This window comes from Arenibacter algicola (assembly GCF_018860365.1).
GTDB lineage: Bacteria > Bacteroidota > Bacteroidia > Flavobacteriales > Flavobacteriaceae > Arenibacter > Arenibacter algicola_B.
Map to the genome: position 1 here is coordinate 550,477 of NZ_JAHKPO010000003.1, position 17,649 is coordinate 568,125.

General features: G+C 37.3%; 11 protein-coding genes. 3 read left to right on the forward strand and 8 right to left on the reverse strand.

Annotation, left to right across the window (positions count from 1 at the left end):
* Positions 1-409 precede the first annotated feature (409 nt).
* From KO529_RS04315 to KO529_RS04345, 7 genes are all read right to left on the reverse strand, one after another.
* Positions 410-1,858, reverse strand: a complete 1,449-nt coding sequence (locus KO529_RS04315) for a carbon starvation CstA family protein (protein ID WP_215946673.1) — start codon at positions 1,856-1,858, stop codon at positions 410-412.
* Positions 1,859-1,952: 94 nt separating this feature from the next.
* Positions 1,953-3,236: a hypothetical protein gene (locus tag KO529_RS04320; RefSeq protein ID WP_215946674.1), complete on the reverse strand. Its 1,284-nt coding sequence runs from the start codon at positions 3,234-3,236 to the stop codon at positions 1,953-1,955.
* Positions 3,237-3,313: 77 nt separating this feature from the next.
* The gene (locus KO529_RS04325; RefSeq protein ID WP_215946675.1) at positions 3,314-4,594 is read right to left on the reverse strand and encodes a hypothetical protein; all 1,281 of its coding nucleotides are present in this window, start codon (positions 4,592-4,594) and stop codon (positions 3,314-3,316) included.
* Positions 4,595-4,816: 222 nt separating this feature from the next.
* Positions 4,817-6,055, reverse strand: coding sequence for a hypothetical protein (locus KO529_RS04330; protein WP_215946676.1), 1,239 nt, complete (start codon positions 6,053-6,055; stop codon positions 4,817-4,819).
* A gap of 124 nt (positions 6,056-6,179) precedes the next feature.
* Positions 6,180-7,991 carry a RagB/SusD family nutrient uptake outer membrane protein gene (locus tag KO529_RS04335; protein ID WP_215946677.1) on the reverse strand — a complete coding sequence of 604 codons (1,812 nt, stop codon included), beginning with the start codon at positions 7,989-7,991 and terminating at the stop codon, positions 6,180-6,182.
* A 24-nt stretch (positions 7,992-8,015) separates the two neighbouring features.
* Positions 8,016-11,489, reverse strand: a complete 3,474-nt coding sequence (locus KO529_RS04340; protein WP_215946678.1) for a TonB-dependent receptor — start codon at positions 11,487-11,489, stop codon at positions 8,016-8,018.
* A 154-nt stretch (positions 11,490-11,643) separates the two neighbouring features.
* On the reverse strand, positions 11,644-12,792 hold the full coding sequence (locus KO529_RS04345) for a FecR family protein (RefSeq protein WP_215946679.1): 1,149 nt from the start codon (positions 12,790-12,792) through the stop codon (positions 11,644-11,646).
* A gap of 116 nt (positions 12,793-12,908) precedes the next feature.
* Between KO529_RS04345 and KO529_RS04350 the strand changes: the two genes are divergently transcribed.
* The 3 genes from KO529_RS04350 to KO529_RS04360 all read left to right on the forward strand — a co-directional run bounded on the left by KO529_RS04350 (position 12,909) and on the right by KO529_RS04360 (position 15,464).
* Positions 12,909-13,499, forward strand: coding sequence for an RNA polymerase sigma factor (locus KO529_RS04350; RefSeq protein ID WP_215946680.1), 591 nt, complete (start codon positions 12,909-12,911; stop codon positions 13,497-13,499).
* A gap of 402 nt (positions 13,500-13,901) precedes the next feature.
* The gene (locus KO529_RS04355) at positions 13,902-14,189 is read left to right on the forward strand and encodes a helix-turn-helix domain-containing protein (RefSeq protein ID WP_093978909.1); all 288 of its coding nucleotides are present in this window, start codon (positions 13,902-13,904) and stop codon (positions 14,187-14,189) included.
* Between the two features lie 9 nt (positions 14,190-14,198).
* The gene (locus KO529_RS04360; RefSeq protein ID WP_215946681.1) at positions 14,199-15,464 is read left to right on the forward strand and encodes a type II toxin-antitoxin system HipA family toxin; all 1,266 of its coding nucleotides are present in this window, start codon (positions 14,199-14,201) and stop codon (positions 15,462-15,464) included.
* A 755-nt stretch (positions 15,465-16,219) separates the two neighbouring features.
* Here KO529_RS04360 and KO529_RS04365 read toward each other — a convergent pair.
* The gene (locus KO529_RS04365) at positions 16,220-17,644 is read right to left on the reverse strand and encodes a DUF1593 domain-containing protein (RefSeq protein WP_215946682.1); all 1,425 of its coding nucleotides are present in this window, start codon (positions 17,642-17,644) and stop codon (positions 16,220-16,222) included.
* Positions 17,645-17,649 lie beyond the last annotated feature (5 nt).

The following is a 17,649-nucleotide window of genomic DNA, read 5'->3' on the forward strand; positions in this document are numbered from 1 at the left end:
TAAAAGTTATCTAAGTGAAAATAATTTACATGGCAATAGCTTTAATTAAATAGGCTAAAAATAGATCAAACAGATTCTATATTACTTGCTTATCTTCCCACGAATACTATAAGTTCTAATAAGGATTCTACAAATCCTATTTTACGTAGAGTTTATCTTCCTGAACGCTAAAGGAATCCAATAGGATCCAATCGTAAAGTTCAGAGGTAACGATTTGGGGTTGAAATTGAAATGATCCCAGGATTTTGAGAATTGGCTATATCAAGTACTGATTACTTATTTACAATAGAGACTGATTTATAAAGGAGTTTTATGTCCCCGCAACTTGTAATATTGCTACCTAGCAAATAAAAGGAACAACAGTTTCCCATTGTTCCTTTTGCAACTAAACTAACTCAACTCAAAATTTTTAACTAGTGGGCAACGCCCCTGAATATTTTTGTCTTTTAGCTGTATACATCCAAAAGAGGATAGTTATGCACAGCGTAATGGTTGCCCCTCCTATATAAGCCAGATTATTTGCCAATTCAAACCCTTCAGGAGCAATTAAAATGTATGTACTACAGACCATGGTCATAAAAATCGCTGGCAACAAGGTTACCCAAAATGCTTTGTTATTATACATAAGATAGGCCGTAATAGTCCATAACACGACCGTGGCCAATGTCTGGTTGCTCCAAGCAAAATAACGCCATATAATACCAAAATCTATCTGGGTAAGCGCAAAGGCAATAACAAACAACGGTAAGCTCAGGTAAAGCCTGTTTTTGATCTTCTTTTGATCTGTTTTAAATATGTCTGCGAGAATCAATCTGGCCGACCTAAAAGCAGTATCTCCAGAAGTAATAGGTGCCGCTACGATACCCAACAAGGCCAACACCCCTCCTACGCTACCCAACATGTTTAGCGATATTTCATTGGCTGCCCAAGCGGCATTACTGTTATTGGCCAACATGGCGCCATTGAGCGATTCTACATTGCCAAAGAAGGTCATTGCCGCTGCGGCCCAGATCAGGGCCACTATACCTTCGGTTATCATAGTACCATAAAAAATCTTTCTTCCCAATGTTTCATTCTTCATACAACGTGCCATCAAGGGGGATTGTGTTGCATGGAATCCTGATATGGCACCACATGCTATGGTCACGAACAGGATAGGAAATAAGGGAGTGTCAGAAGGACTAGTGGTCATATTCCTCAAATTGGCCGGTACAATTTCAGGGATGTAGTAATCCCCAAATAAAAGTGCCAAAAGCAGCCCAACGGCCATCAAAAGCATGGCTATACCAAAAACTGGATAGAGCTTACTTATCATTTTATCAATGGGCAAAAGCGTAGAAAGAATATAATAGACCAAAATAATGCCCACCCAAACCCATAGGTTCCACATATTCCCCGTCATACCATCAATGATCTTGGCTGGACCCATCAAGAATACGGTGCCGACAAAAATCAAAAGTATAATAGTGAAGTAGCGCATAAAATGCTTCATCTTTGGACCAAGGTAAATGCCTACTACCTCACTAATACTAAGTCCGTCGTGGCGCACAGAAAGCATGCCCGAAAAATAGTCGTGGACAGCCCCTGCAAAGATACTCCCTAGTACGATCCATAGAAAAGCGGCAGGTCCGAACATGGCACCGGCTATTGCTCCGAAAATTGGGCCAAGACCTGCAATGTTCAGAAATTGGATGAGAAAAATACGCCATGCCGGCAAGGGCATAAAATCCACATCATCCTGTAACCTTATTGCGGGAGTGGGCCGGTCTTCCTCCACTCCGAATATTTTCTCCACAAATTTCCCGTAGGTAAAATAGCCTAGGATTAAAGAGAGTATTGAAATTATAAATGAAATCATGTAAGATCTACAAATTATATGTATTATTAAAAATTGGCCGCCATATTCCACCAAGTAAGTTTGTACATGGTAAATTGGGCTAACCTGTTGTCAATTATTCACATGACTTGACATAATAAGCCAATTCCGCATAGAAAAATTCTGCTAGGTACAATTTTGAATAATCGTAATGAGAAATTACCTCATCAATTAAATCACAATCAATGGAAATTCCAGCCAAAGCAATTATCGAAACGGCCGACAGGGGTGAGGTCATATAGGTTCTCTCATAAGCCTTACGCTGGCCAATTTCATCATGATTTCTAAGATTTGAAATTCTAAAGGCATCATCAACTGTCAACTGGGGATACCAATCCGTATAACACTCTCTCCAATACTTATTACCGAAAATTCTTTGATCTTGATTGTTAAAATTAGAAAAGGTGCTGGTAAACCTCATCACAAAGTCCCTATTGTTTTTGACACCTTGTATGAATTTCGCACGAACCGACTCATCTTTCTCCATTTTAGCCAATTCAACCAATGCCGCTTGTTTCATTACATAAATCCATAAGTAACTCTTACTTTCACCCCACATATCCTGATCATAAGCAATACCCTGTGCGCAAATGTCTGCTCTTATTAGTGTACCTCCTTCGGGAATTTCATTTAATGCATTTTTGTACCGATTTAACCAAGAAATATCTTCTGTGAGTTCGTACATACATCTAAGCAGTAGAAGGTAACACGGGACTTCTAAAAATCTATTTTCCTTAATATTATTAGGAGATTTACCTGTAAAAAATCCATCACTAGGAATTTTCCAATTATTAATTCTAATTGCATCAACAATTTCTATCAATTTCCTTTTAATAATTTCCCTTTCTTTAGTTGTAGGTATATCTGTTGTCAGGTAATGATAAAGGCCATAAAACCATGGAATAGATTGATCAATTGATCCATTTGGATAATGGGTCTTTCCGTCTGTACTCAATCCTCGGGATATAAAACCGGGCACATCTGAAACCGAGGCAAGCTTAAGCAATCCCTGTACAAGAATACGTACCTTATCTTTGTCGACATCTAATTTTGTCGATTTTGCCCTCTCGCATGCAGCCATTAAATACATTCCTGTGAAGAACGCACCATTTTCTATAGGAGTCCACCATCCAAAACCATTGGGCCTTGACAACATGGAATCATATGCCGTAGGACGCTCACCTTGAAAATCATTGACAATTCCGTACTTATCAATAAACTTGTCCCAAAGTTCATAATTGGCCTTTTCAACTGCATCACGAATTACATTTTGTGCGTTCCCAAAAAAAACAACAAAAAAGGTAAATTGGAAAACTAAATATCTTAATAATACTGTCATATATCTCTTAAACAGATTCATTTACTCCTTATTTTTATAGATTACTTATAGTATCTATTATGTACCTTAAGTATCTGCCCTTACTCTAAAAAAGTACACTAATCGCATTCTTTTAGGTAATAGGCAAACTCCGCATAAAAAAACTCCGATAAGTACAACTTTGAATAATCATAATGAGAAATTATCTTATCGATAAGTTCACAATCCTTGGAGTTCCCTGCCAATGCGATTATGGAAACTGCAGACAGAGGGGAGGTCATATATACTTTCTCATAGCCTTTTCGTTGGCCGATTTTGTCTTTGTTGCTAAGTTTGGATACGTTTATCGCTTCATCTATAGTAAATTGTGGATACCAATCCGCGTAAACCTCTCTCCATTCTTTATTTCCGAAGGTCTTTTTATCATTATTGTCGAATTTGGTAAACTCCTTTGCATATTCCATTACAAATGTTCTATTGCTGTTGATACCGTCTAAAAACTTGGAACGGATATACCTATTTTTTTCCAATTTTGCTAGTTCAACAAGAGAAGCCTGTTTCATTACATATATCCATAAATAATCCCTTCTATCGCCCCACATATCCTGATCATAAGCAATACCCTGTGCGCAAATGTCTGCTCTTATTAGTGAGCCTCCTTCGGGGGCTTCATTTAATGCATTTTGATACCAATTTAACCAAGAAATATCTCCTGTGAGTTCGTACATGCATCTTAGCAACAACAGATAACAAGGGACTTCCAAGAATCTATCGTCTTTAAGATCATCGCGGGATTTTCCTGTAAAAAGACCATCACTTGGAAATTGCCAATTATTGAGCCGTATTGCATTGACTACTTCTATCAACTTGCTTTTTATGATTTCACTTTCCTTTATTGAAGGAATATCTGTTTTTAGATAATGATATAGTCCATAAAACCAAGGTATAGTTTGATCGTTGGATCCATTTGGGTAATGAGTAACCCCATCTGTGCTCACTCCTCGGGAAATAAACCCTGGTATGTCAGAAACAGAAGATAGTTTAAGCAACCCTTGAGCAAGAATTCGTGCCTTGTCCCTGTCAACATCCAACCTTGTTGATTTTGCTCTTTCACATGCTGCAATTAGGTACATGCCTGTGAAGAAGGCACCATCTTCTATGGGGGTCCACCACCCAAACGCATTGGGCCTAGAGAGTTTTGCGTCAAAAGCAGTTGGCCTTTGGCCTACAAAGTCGTTTACAATTCCATACTTATCGATGAACTTGCCCCAAAGTTCTATATTAGCTTGTTCTACTGCGTCCTCAACTAAATTTTGGGCATTGACGACAAATACCAAGCAAAATGCAATTAGTGAACATAAATATTCTAATCCTTTTGAAATACGTTTATTCTTTTTCATTTAATTGTTTAGTTTTTTGGAATTATCGAAGTTTAAATACTCTTTATTTAAGTAGCCTTATCTTTTTTAATAACTTTTTGAATGGTACTTTAATTGAAATACAATGGAACTAGAATCTCTTGATATCAGTTGACCAATTGTTTTTTCTTTTTTTTAACATCCTTAATTCTACCAATTAATTATTTTTATAAGTTGAGGTGATCACAACTCTTTAGGAGCTTGTTAATTGCATTTTTTTACATAGTAGGCAAATTCTGCAAAAAAAAATTCGCCTAGGTTTAGCTTTGAATAATCATAATGCGCAACAATCTTATCGATCAATTCACAATCATCTGGATCACCAACTAAAGCTATGATCGAGGCCGCTGCCAATGGATTGGTCATATAGGTTCTCTCATAGCCTTTTCTGTGACCCGTTATTTCATCGTTTTTAAGACGTGATATACTTATGGCCTCATCAACTGTGAATTGTGGATACCATTCAGAATAACTTGCCCTCCAATCACTATTACCATATTTTTTTGTGTCATTGTTATCAAATTTGGAAAATTCGTTGGCATATTCCATTGCAAAATCTTTGTTATTCATTATTCCCTTTAGGTATAATGAACGGATGGAATCTTCCTTTTCCATTTTAAGTAACTCAATTAGCGAGGCTTGTTTTATTACATATACCCATAAATAGTCCCTTCTATTGCCCCAAACTTCATAATCTGCGGAATAAGCAATACCTTCTGAGCATATTTCTATTCTCGTTTTGTCACCCACATTAGATACATCTTTTAATGCAGCTTGATACTGATTAAACCATGTTATGTCATCGGTTAATTTGTGCATTGTTAGGAGAAGCCATAAATAACAAGGAGCCTCCAAAAATCGGTAATCCTCCAGGTCATCCCTTGATCCTCCTGTGAACATTCCATCACTTGGAAACCCCCAATTATTTAGTCTTATTGCTTGCGCCACTTCAATCATTTTATCCTTTATGATTTTTTTTTCTTTAATTGAAGGGATGTCTGAATTCAAATAATGATTAAGTCCAAAAAACCATGGTATGGTCTGATCATTAGATCCATTAGGGTAATGGGTTTTTCCATCATCGCTTATTCCTCTCGAAATAAAACCGGGTACATCAGAAACCAAGGCAAGTTTAAGCAAACCTTGCGCCAAAATACGGGCTTTGTCCCTGTCTACATCTGAGTTTGTTAACCTGACACGTTCACAAGCGGCCATTAAATATATACCATTGAAAAATCCACCATTTTCTATGGGTGTCCACCATCCAAAAGCATTTGGCCTTGATAACCTACAGTCCATAGCGGTTGGTCGTTCCCCAACAAAATCATTAATAATGCCATACTTATCGATATATTTATACCATAGTTCTCGATTTGCTTGTTCAATAGCAATTTCAGCAACAGTCTGGCTATTAACGGAAAAAATTGAAAATAATGCGCTCATGAAAATGATGACTTTCACCGAACTCCACAAGTAAATTGTAAATTGTCCCATAGTGGTAACTTTTTTATTTCTAATTGTTTTAGCAAAGAATTCGAGTTCCTTGCCAAAACAATTGAAAACATATTTAATTTTCCCAACCAGGGCTTTGAGTTAAATTTGGATTGATGACCAAATCTTCTATGGGTATCGGGAAATAGTAGTTTTTGGGTTCTTCAAAAATTCTACCTCCAGGCAATGCGTTTCTATATGGGTCCAAAAAACCCTCAGTGTCAAGGAAAACATCACTACCCGGAACAACTGCAGGATACTGGTATTGATTAAATTTCATTCCTCCTACTGCTTCAGGAACTGTAAGTAACTTACCTGCTCTCCAACGAACAAGATCATCCCATCGAAAATTCTCCCAAACAAGCTCTACACGTCTTTCCCTTCTAATTTCCCTTAGGAGCGCATCGGGTATGTATCCGCAATAATTTGAATATCGCTCATCTAATACTGGATCAATTGGTAAGTTGGTTAATTGTAAATTAGGCATTCCTGCCCTGTTCCTTAAAATGTTTATTGTGTTATCTAAAATGTTTTGGGTACAAGTTCCGAGTTCCGCATGGGCTTCCGAATTGATTAATAATACTTCCGCATATCTAAAAATTGGACATGGCATAGTTCCTGTCTGTATAGAATTGACTTCTGCTTGGTCATTTTTCCAGAATTTTATAGGCCAATATCCTGTTGGGGTTGGGAACTCTTCACCACTTCCTCTTATCCCTGGCATTTCTCCATTATATCCTTTTCCTCGAGCGACGAAAGAACCGGTTAAACTATTATCCAAGGCGTATTGACCTGGTGGACAAACTGTTTGGGCCAAGCGAGGGTCCCGGTTTTTGAACTCGACCTGTAAGCTATCTTTTCCCATAAATAATGGACTTTCTGAGGTAGGTAGTCCATCCGAACAAAGATACTCATCCATCAAAGACCTAGAAAAACCGGCTAAATTCTCACCTATACTCCAAAGATAGTAGCGTAAAAACCCATGTCCGAGTAGTCCACTGCTATATTCTTTCCAAAGGATTATTTCAGGATTGGAAGCATAACTATCCTGAATAAATAAATTGTGATAATCATTTGCGGGATCTCCTGTACTCCAAATAGAATAATGGGAGGAATTCATTAATTCCTCCGAAGCCTTAACAGCCTCATTAAGAAATTTTTCTCCGGAAAGTCCTAGTTCAGTGTGATATTTCCTAAATGTGCCTTCGTATAGGCACACACGTGCCTTAAGCAGTAAAGCCATATCTTTATTCAGCCTTCCATCGCCTTCACTGCCTTTTGCGGGTAACCATTCCACGGATCTATCAATGGCTAATAAAACGGAGTCCATTAATGCTGCACGTGGTGTTTTAGGATTGTACAACGCTTCTGAATCCGGATTTAAAGGTTCACTGTACCAAGGAACTTCACCAAATAGTTTTATTTTATTAAAATATTCCATTGTTTTAAAAAACATAATTTCCCCTGCATAGATATTTTTTATTTCTGGTTTTATATCTGCCTTCTTATAATTGGCTAGGAAGAAATTCAAATCCCTGACATTTTCCCAATTCCACCCACCTGTTCCGGCTTGACTTGGAATTACATAAAGACCATTTACCATTCTACCTGTAGAAAGGTTTTCTGAAAGTGCATTGTCCGAATGTAAATCCCCATAAGGAATTGAAGAACCTCTATATCCATATGGATTACGTATACCAAGGGTGTTGTCAAACCCCTCTATATATCGACCGTAAAAAGAATTCGCAAATAGTTTTAAATCTGATTCATTATTCCAATAGTTTTGGTCAACAACACTATCCAGGGGATAAAGCTCAAGGAAATCATCATCGCAGCTTGATATAAGACCAATAGCAATAAAAAATATTATAATATATTTAGTTTTCATCGAAGTTCATTTTGAAGTTAATTGTTAAAAAGTAGCTTGTACGCCAATAGTGAATGATCTAGTCAAAGGATACGCATCGTTCAAGTTTTCTGGGTCCATAAACTTTGGCACCTTTGAAAAGGTCAATAAGTTGAAGCCAGAAGTAAACAAACGAAGTCTTTCTATTTTTACTTTTTTTGTTATTTCATCTGGAATTGTAAAACCAATAGTTATATTTTTCAATCGCACAAATGCAGCATTCAAAAGGTATCTAGATTGTATCTCCATATTTTTAAATGCTGGCTTATAGGCAGGAAAGAAGGCGTCCTGTCGTTCCGGCGTCCAAGAATCATAGTACATCTCAGGAGTGCCAATGCCCCCATGGATGTTTGAACCACGAATCAACCCCCAATAGAGATAACTGTTTGTCCAATAATCTCTTTTCGCAGTTCCTTGCCAAAACATATTAAAGTCAATATTTTTCCAACTAATATTTGTATTTAGACCATATTGGAATCTTGGTAGTGAATTACCAACAATCTGCTTGTCACCAGGATTGGAGACCGTGGACTCACCATATGATATTTTTCCATCTCCATCAATATCTTCATATTGCACATCGCCTGGGCGCCAGACTCCACCATCAATTTGTGATTGACTTGGAGAAACATCAACTTCCTGATCTGATTGAAAAATTCCAACCGTTTTCAACCCCCAAATTTCTCCCATTTTTTTGCCTTCATAAAGGGAAGAAACTATTTTTTGCGGATTACCTGAAAATCTAACAACTTCCGACTGGCTATCAGAAAGAACGAAGGAAAAATCATAATTTATTCCATTTTTTAATCGATCATTCCATTTAGCAGAAAATTCCCAACCTTCAGTTTTCATAATTCCTGTATTGCTATTAGGAACACTCGTTCCTAAAACAGAAGGAAGCTGTTCGGCAGTTGTTAAAATATCGCTAGTTTTTCTTTTGTACCAATCGAAATTAACTCCTAACTTATTCCATAAGGTCAAATCCATTCCAAAATCGACCGTGGTTGCCGTCTCCCATGTCAATTGGGGACTTACCAAGCCGGGGGAAGTAATTCCAATTGGTCGCATTCCATTCATTAAATAGGGCACCTCGAGAGTAAGTCCATAAGTTGATATATAGGCATAGTTAGCGACATCTTGATTACCCAAGCTCCCAAAGGAGGCTCTAAGTTTAAGATTGCTTATTCCTTCTGATAATCCTTTCATAAAGTTCTCTTCAGAAACTCTCCACCCAGCTGAAATGGAAGGAAAAACCTTGTATCTATTCCCCCTGGGAAATTTGGAGGTGCCATCATATCTTGAATTAATCTCGACAAGGTATTTATCATCGAAATTATAATTCAGCCTGGCGAACGCTCCACGAACACCCCAATGCGATTCATTATCGGAGGAAGTCTTGGCTCCTGTAGCAAGTTTTAAACTTGGTATCTCATCCGATATCAAATCATTTCCTTGGGCAGTTAAATCACGGTATTTAGATAATTCTTGATTAAAACCTAAAACTCCGGAAAAACTATGTTTGTCCTTGATAGTTTTATGAAAATCAAAATAAGCATTGAAAACTGTGTAATCACTTTTGGAAAATGTTTTACTAATAGTACTGAACCCTTCTGCAAAAGGGGTCCATGACTTTTCTATACGATATACTAAAGGCAAATGCATTTTAAGATTTTCATTAATAGACTTATATGCATAGTTTGTCTTAAATTCAAGTCCCTTGAATAACCTTACAGTTCCTTCAATTTTCATTAATAAGTTTGAATTCTGAGTAGTTATGTTGCCATCATTTATGAAGGCATTTAGCTGTGTATGGGTTGGCATTACGCCTACAGGAGAATCCTCTGGCGTAAATCTGGGAGTCATTAATGCACGCCAACCAATCCTAGATAAGAAATCGAAGTAATTATCCGAATATGCTGAATACCCCCCTTGTCCATGTGGACGTTTTGTTCCAGTATTTGTGTAAATAACTTTGGTGTCAATATTTAACCATTCCGATACATCCGCATTGAATCCAATCATTGCATTGTACGTCTTTCTCCAATCATCCCCAAGTGCCACCAACCCTTCTTGATCCCTATACCCAAGAGAGGCATAATAACTACTACTATCAGTTCCTCCTGAAATAGATAGGTCATGGGTCTTTAAAGGGGCGGATGATTTCAGAAACTCGTCCCAAGGATCTACATTTGCAACCCAAATGTTTGTTCCCCCTGATACATAGTAACTAGGGGCAGTATCAGGGTTATTAAAATAATTCTTGACTTGTTGAAGTTTGTATTCATCATCTGATGAAGGTACCCCCCCATCTAAAATTTGAGCATTCATCAATGATTCCTGATATTCGACCGAATTTAAAAGTTTGGGCTTCGTTATGGCTTGTTGACTCTGGTAGCTAGAAGAATACGTTATTCTGGGTTTCATGCCTTTACTACCTTTCTTCGTAGTCACAAGTATGACACCATAAGCAGCTCTTGCACCATAAATAGCTGCTGAAGCGGCATCCTTTAAAACCGAAATGCTTTCTATATCAGAAGGATTGAGATTATTAATTTCCATGGGAATACCATCTACCAGAAAAAGGGGGCTGCCACTCTTGAAACTTCCGCCTGAAAATGATGTGCCTCCCCGTATATTGAAGGAAGGATCCTTAGTTGGATTACCGTCTGAAAAAGAAATGTTTAAATTAGGAACCACACCTTGTAATGCCTGTCCTAGGTTAGCTACAGTTTTTGTTTCCAATTGTTCGGAAGTAACTTGGTCAACCGCTCCTGTAAGATTTACTTTCTTTTGGGTTCCGTAACCAACTACTATAACCTCATCCATTCCGACTGCACTTTCTTCTAAAATAACTGAAATGGTGGTTTGTCCTTCAAGACTTATCTCCTTGGTTCCAAAACCAATATAAGAAACTACTAAAATAGCATTATTATCGCCTACTTCAATTGTAAATTTACCGTCAAAATCTGCTTGAGTTCCATTGCTTGTGCCTTTTTCTAGAATGTTTGCACCAGGTAGAGGGCTGCCGTCCTTGTCTGTTATTGCACCGGATATCTGAAATTGAATCGGTTTATTTCTGGGCTCATTTATCGGTAATTTTGGAGAAGGATATGTTATGGTCTTACTCTTTCTTAGAACTATCTGTTTATTTAATATCTCATAAACTACATCTGTATTTGAGAACAATTTAGATAAGATACTTTTGATTTTTTGTTGCTCTACCTTAATAGAAACTTTTCTACTTAGATCAACATCCTTTCTATTCAGAAGAAATTTAAATTCAGATATGGCTTCTATTTCATGAATAATGGTTTCCACACTAGTATTGGAAAAATCCAAGGATATTTTCTTATTCTGAGAATATGTATTTGCTTGTATCTGAAATAAAGCAGCGATTGTCAACAGTAGCGTTAACTTCATTTTTAAGCTTAATTTAAAGGGGAATATTAAATACCCCCCATAATTAAAGAGTTTTTTCATAATTTTGTAGTGTTAATTGGTTTAAATTTTTTTAAATCATTTTTTACTAAATCGGGAAATGTGTCCGCATTTTCCGATTTTTAACTTAAAATGATTGTGGTTTAGTTTACTTAAAAGTGTTACTTCATTTATTTTAGATTTAAAGGATTAAGTTCTATTTAATAATTACTTCGTTTTCTATAATATCATATTCGATAGCCCAACTTTTGTTAAATGATTCTAAAACTTGGTCAATTGTTTCTACATCAAATGTGGCATCGAACAATTGCTCCTCCAATTCCTTATTGCTATTGTTTATAATAACGTTATAATGTCTCTGTAGGGCTTCCCTGATTTGTTTGAACGTGGTGTTACGGAAAACCAATTTCCCTCCTAGCCAAGCTGTATAAAGACTTGTGTCTACATTAAGTACAGTTATGTGATTATTATCCTTGTTCCATTCCCCTTTGTGGCCAGGTTCCAACATTACAGAATCTAAATTGGAAGACTTTTTCTCTGTCCTCTGTAGTTTTACAACGCCTTCAACCAGAACTGTATTAATATTGTCATCTTCTGGGTAGTTAGAAACATTAAATTTTGTTCCGAGTACTTGAATGTCTATTGCATTGGTATTCACTATAAAAGGATGTTTTTTATCTTCGGTAACATCAAAATAAGCCTCTCCTGTTAAAAAGACTTGTCGGCTAGCTCCTCGTATAAAAGAAATGGGATAACGAAGGGAGGAACCTGAATTCAAATAAACATGGGTCCCATCCGATAGAACCACATCAAATTTTTTACCATAAGGAACATTCAGGGTATTGTAAATCAATTTTTGGTTTTCAGCTTTACCTGCATAGTTCAATTGAGAATTGTTCTGCGTACTAATTATATTGCCGTCTTCATCTTTCACATTCCTATTTTCATTGGCTCTTAGTGTTTCTATTCTCCCATTACCCAATATAATTGTTATAGCCTCTTCTTTAGGGATCAACACATCGGTTTCATCAGCTAAAGAGCCCACTTGTTGGAAGAATAAGCCTAAAGAAATAAGTAACAAGCCGATAGCAGCATATTTCATAAATCCCGTCAAATTCCTTCGGAGTTTATCCCTTTTTATTTTCTGCAATAATTTTTGCTTAATCTTATCCGTATCAGGTCCGTTCATACTGGTAATTATCTCAAAATGTAATTGAATATATTCCTGAAAAATCTTTGTATTGCCTTCTTTTAAAATCCAATCGGACAACGCATCAAGTTCCTTGGCGGTTGCATTGTTTGATAGATATTTAAGAATAATTTTTTCTTCCTCTGATCCAGCCATTAGGTTCAATCTTTATAGTAATGACATAGCTATTTTGCAATACCCTTACTTTTTGTTGATTTTTTTTTCATATTTGCAATAACCATAGCAGTATTTTGCGACTAACCAAGTTTTTTATGAATATCGATGATAATGCGTTTTTAATAAAGCGCCTTCAAAAGGGGGATGAAAAAGCATACGTATATCTAGTGGACTTATATAACCGGAGACTATTTGGTTACGCACTATCTCTTACCAATGACCATGCACTTGCAGAGGACATTCTGCAGAATGTTTTTCTAAAAACTTGGGAGAAAAGAAAGAAGCTCAATGTACATACTTCATTGCAAAACTATTTATTCAAGTCCGTTTACAATGAATTTATAAATGCCTACAAGAGAAAGCGTTCCACAATGATTTTGGAACACAAATATTTCGAAGGTCTGGAAAGAGCAATTAATTTACACAGTGAGCAATCCTTTGAGCCAATTATTGCTCAAATTACCAAAGAGATTGAAAACCTTCCTCCGAAATGCCAACAAATTTTTGTATTGAGCAAAAAAGAAGGCCTTACCAACATCGAAATATCGGAATACCTAAATGTTTCCAAAAAAACAGTTGAGGCCCAAATAACCAAGGCATTTGGAATACTTAGGGAAAGATTGGGAAAAAAATATGATATGCTATTGTTTATCTTTTTTGGTAGAAGAACTAACAGATTGGTTTAGGTTCACCTCTAAATAATTAGTATGTTTTGTGGGTAAGGATTTGGGACCGAGCTAAGATAGAAAAACGTACTATCGAAATGTGGTTGAACCAACTGGTTTGGTTAATAGGGATTTGTTTCAATACGGACCCATTTTGCGAGCAGGGCTTATTTGGGTACAGTACACTAGGCTAATTTTAGCACAATATTTACCCTGACTTTGTCGCAATATTTTTAGAAAATCACCTTTACTTTGTTACAAAAAATTTAAAAGCTTACTCCTTCACTGTTAGAAATAATCGTCGAAATTTTCCTATAAGATCACTTTAAAAGATGATTACTCATTGATTTTGAAAATAATTTTTGATATATATGAGTATTAATATCCCCATAATTGTTATATTTGGGGAAAATAATACCCATTATGAAGAATAAGAAAGCTGTCCTTTTTCCAAAATACCAGAGGATAATGGGGCAATTAGGAGAGAATATAAAGCTTGCCCGTAAACGAAGAAAGCTTACCACTATTCAAGTATCTGAACGGGCAGGTATAGATAGAAAGACTTTGTATCAGATAGAAAAGGGGAATTCAAAGGTAGCGATTGGTTCATATTTTAATGTTCTGATTGCACTTGGTTTGCAAGATGATTTCTTGAAGTTGGCAACAGATGACGAATTCGGAAGAAAACTTCAGGACTTGGATTTATTATAACAGGGAAGAATGGCACAAGGTAAATTTGAGATATATGTTTATGCACATTGGCAAGGAATGCCAGAAGCTAAGATGATAGGCGTTCTTACAGCCCATTATGCCAAGGGAAAAAAAGCCTTTAGCTTCGAATACGATAAGGATTGGATAAAATCGGAACAACAACTATTGTTGGACCCTGATATCCAGTTTTATTCGGGTCCACAATACCCAAATAAGAAGGAAAACTTTGGTGTCTTTTTAGATAGCATGCCAGACACCTGGGGAAGAACCTTGATGAAAAGACGTGCAGCCCAACTATCTAATGAGAAAGATCGAAAAGCTACTACTTTATATGAAATCGATTATCTGCTTGGAGTTTATGACGAAAGTAGAATGGGAGCTTTACGTTTTAAAACAGACCGTGACGGACCATTCTTGGATAACAACGAAGAGAATCCTACTCCCCCTTGGTCGTCAGTGAGAGAACTTCAAGAAGCTGCCAAGCACTTTGAGAATGACACGGACAATGAAGAAGCAAAAAAATGGTTGGCAGTTCTTATGGCACCTGGATCTTCATTGGGAGGTGCCAGACCCAAAGCCAATATTTTGGATGAATATGGGAATCTTTGGATAGCAAAATTTCCTTCAAAGAATGATACCATTGATAAAGGAGCATGGGAATTTTTAGCATATCGATTGGCAATAAATTGTGGAATTGAAATGGCACCCTCCCATATTGAAAAAATTACTGGAAACTATCATACCTTTTTTACACAACGCTTTGATAGGATAAGGAAAGAACGTATCCATTTTTCATCGGCCATGACTATGACAGGAAATAATGAGGATACCATCCGGGATAGCCCAGCAAGTTATCTGGACATCGCCGAATTCATTCAAACAAATGGGGTAAACATTGATAAAAACCTACATCAACTATGGCGTAGGATTGTTTTTAATATCGCGGTTTCGAATACCGATGACCATTTGCGTAATCATGGTTTTATCCTAACCCCCAAGGGTTGGATACTTTCCCCTGCTTATGACATTAATCCTTCCATAGATAAAGATGGATTGGCACTTAATATTGATATGGATAACAATGCTTTGGATTTGGAATTGGCAAAAAGGGTAGGGGAGTACTTTCGTTTGGACGAAAAACTAATGGATGCTATTGTTGATGAGGTTACCAAATCAGTTAGCCGTTGGAAGGAAATAGCCGGAGAGATTGGAATTTCACGAGCAGAGCAGGAACTTATGGGCAATGCCTTTAAATATGGTATTGGTTTAAGTTAGGTTTTGCATTTGGCTATAGTTAGATATTTTTTGTAATTTTATCTCGTAACTAACACACAATCAATACGTTCTTGAGCTATGTATAAATCGAGTGTCCAAAAAGGGATTTGATTAGGATTATACATTTAAAATACTGAAAATCAATTATTTGTAACGATATGGTGGATGCTGTCATCCCGACCAAGCAGAAAAGTGATTTGCAATAGCAAATCACTTTTTTTGTTTCCAATGGAGCCAAACGTAGTTTGTGCGAACATAGGAAACAAAAAAAGTAGGAAGGCGTTAGCCTTCACTTTTCTATTTTCAGCAAAGGGTTTATTGGGATTCTGTAAATCCTGTTCTGATAAGTTTGCCAAACGCAGTTTGTGCGAACACAGGAAACAAAAAAAGTACGAAGGCGCCGGCCTTCACTTTTCTATTTTCAGAGAGGGTTTATAAGGATTCTGTAAATCCTGTCGTCCCGAGGAACTACTTATCAAGTAAAACCAAGTTTTTGTCGATTATCAAGTTACAGATCAATTTCTTCCCTGGTCAAATGCCGGACCATACCCTATACGGTATCTGTAATCCATAGAAATGGGCTGCCATTAAAGTGTTGAATGTGAAAATCATACCATGGAACACTCATCGCCTATTTCACCATCTGAAGTCACAATTATTCGCGGTTTTTTTGCTTTGACTTTTTACCTCTGACTGGGCCGTGAATAACAGAATGATAAGGCTTATAAATACAAGTTTAGTTATTTTACAAATTGTTATTCTTCAATGGTAACTATTACCCTTTCATATCGTGTTAATCGTGGCGAACCATGGTCTGTTACCGCAAGAATAATATGCATGGTTCCCTTCCCTGAACCACCGATTCGACTCTTTGGAACGGTAAACCAGGCTTCAGGTTGGTCAAAGTTTTGAATGGTCAAAGGTTGTCCACTACGTGCGCTGGAGACTGAAAATGTGCCAGCTTCTTCATAAAAAAACCAATGGTATGAGAGGGCATCTCCATCGGGATCCTTGGAACCTAGGGCACTTAAAAGTATTTTGTCTCCTTTTTTTGCGACAAGATTTTTTTTATGGGTTAGTTTAACTTTGGGCGGGTGGTTGGCATTATCGTATGGCTTTATGGTCCAATCCATTCTGGCTGCAAAATCGTTTTGAAAATCTTCTCTCCAGCGCCATATAGTTTCGTGGTTGCCCGAGTGCCATCGGCCATCAGTACCTAAGACTTCGTCTACAGCATCGGAAAAGATAGGTCTGGTCTCTGGATATAAAAACCACTTTTGCATCCTTGGGGTGTAGAGTTCGTATCTGCCTCCCCAGCCGCCCCATTCCGGGTGTTCCGGATAACTTAGGCCGTTATTGATCAAGCCAAGGAAAGAGGGTGTGTCTCCTTCCATTAAATAATCCCATCTGGGGTACTCGGCCCCTAAAGGCCCTTTTTTCCGTATATTCCGATCTAACCATTCGTTTGTAACGATGCTAAAATCGGCTCCGTCGCAACGGGCATGAAAAAAATCACCGCTTATTCCACTCCAAGTGGCATGATGATAGCCGCCACCTGCATTAAAACCAGGACTCACAATGTAGAATAGTTCTGGAAATTCCTTGCGAATCCATGGGCCGCTATCGTCCTGATCGGAAATAGTGTAAACCCGTAATTTCTTGACAAATTGTTCCAAATCTTTTTTTGAACGTGTTTCCCTAACTTTCCAGAGCGCCTGTGCCAATACATTTGGCCCTCCCCAAACCGTTACCCATAAAGGCCTTGTGTCATTTTTGTCGACTGCTTTAATTAATAATTCGGAGGCCGGGGAATCTTTTCCAACCCCAATTGCTTTTACTCCGTACTCTGGTAGTCCTTCTGTAATCTTTGATTTTATATGGTCTCCCGAAGGAAAACCTGATTCGTGTTTTTCAAGGTTATCCCTTACCTTATCATAGGCATTTACAATTTCTTGAATACGATAGGTTGCTACCTTATTTTGTTGGTGAACAGATGTAGTAGCGGCCAATCCTTCAACGTCATAGTGATTTGCATAAACCAAAAAACGGACCATCGACATGGCATCATCCGGTTCATTTTCTATGTCGGTAAGCACAAATACCCTAGGCTTTTCTTGTGCAATGGCGGTAGTTGTTAGTAAGGCTATGCCAACTATTGCAATGAGGTTGTTAATTTTCATCCTTT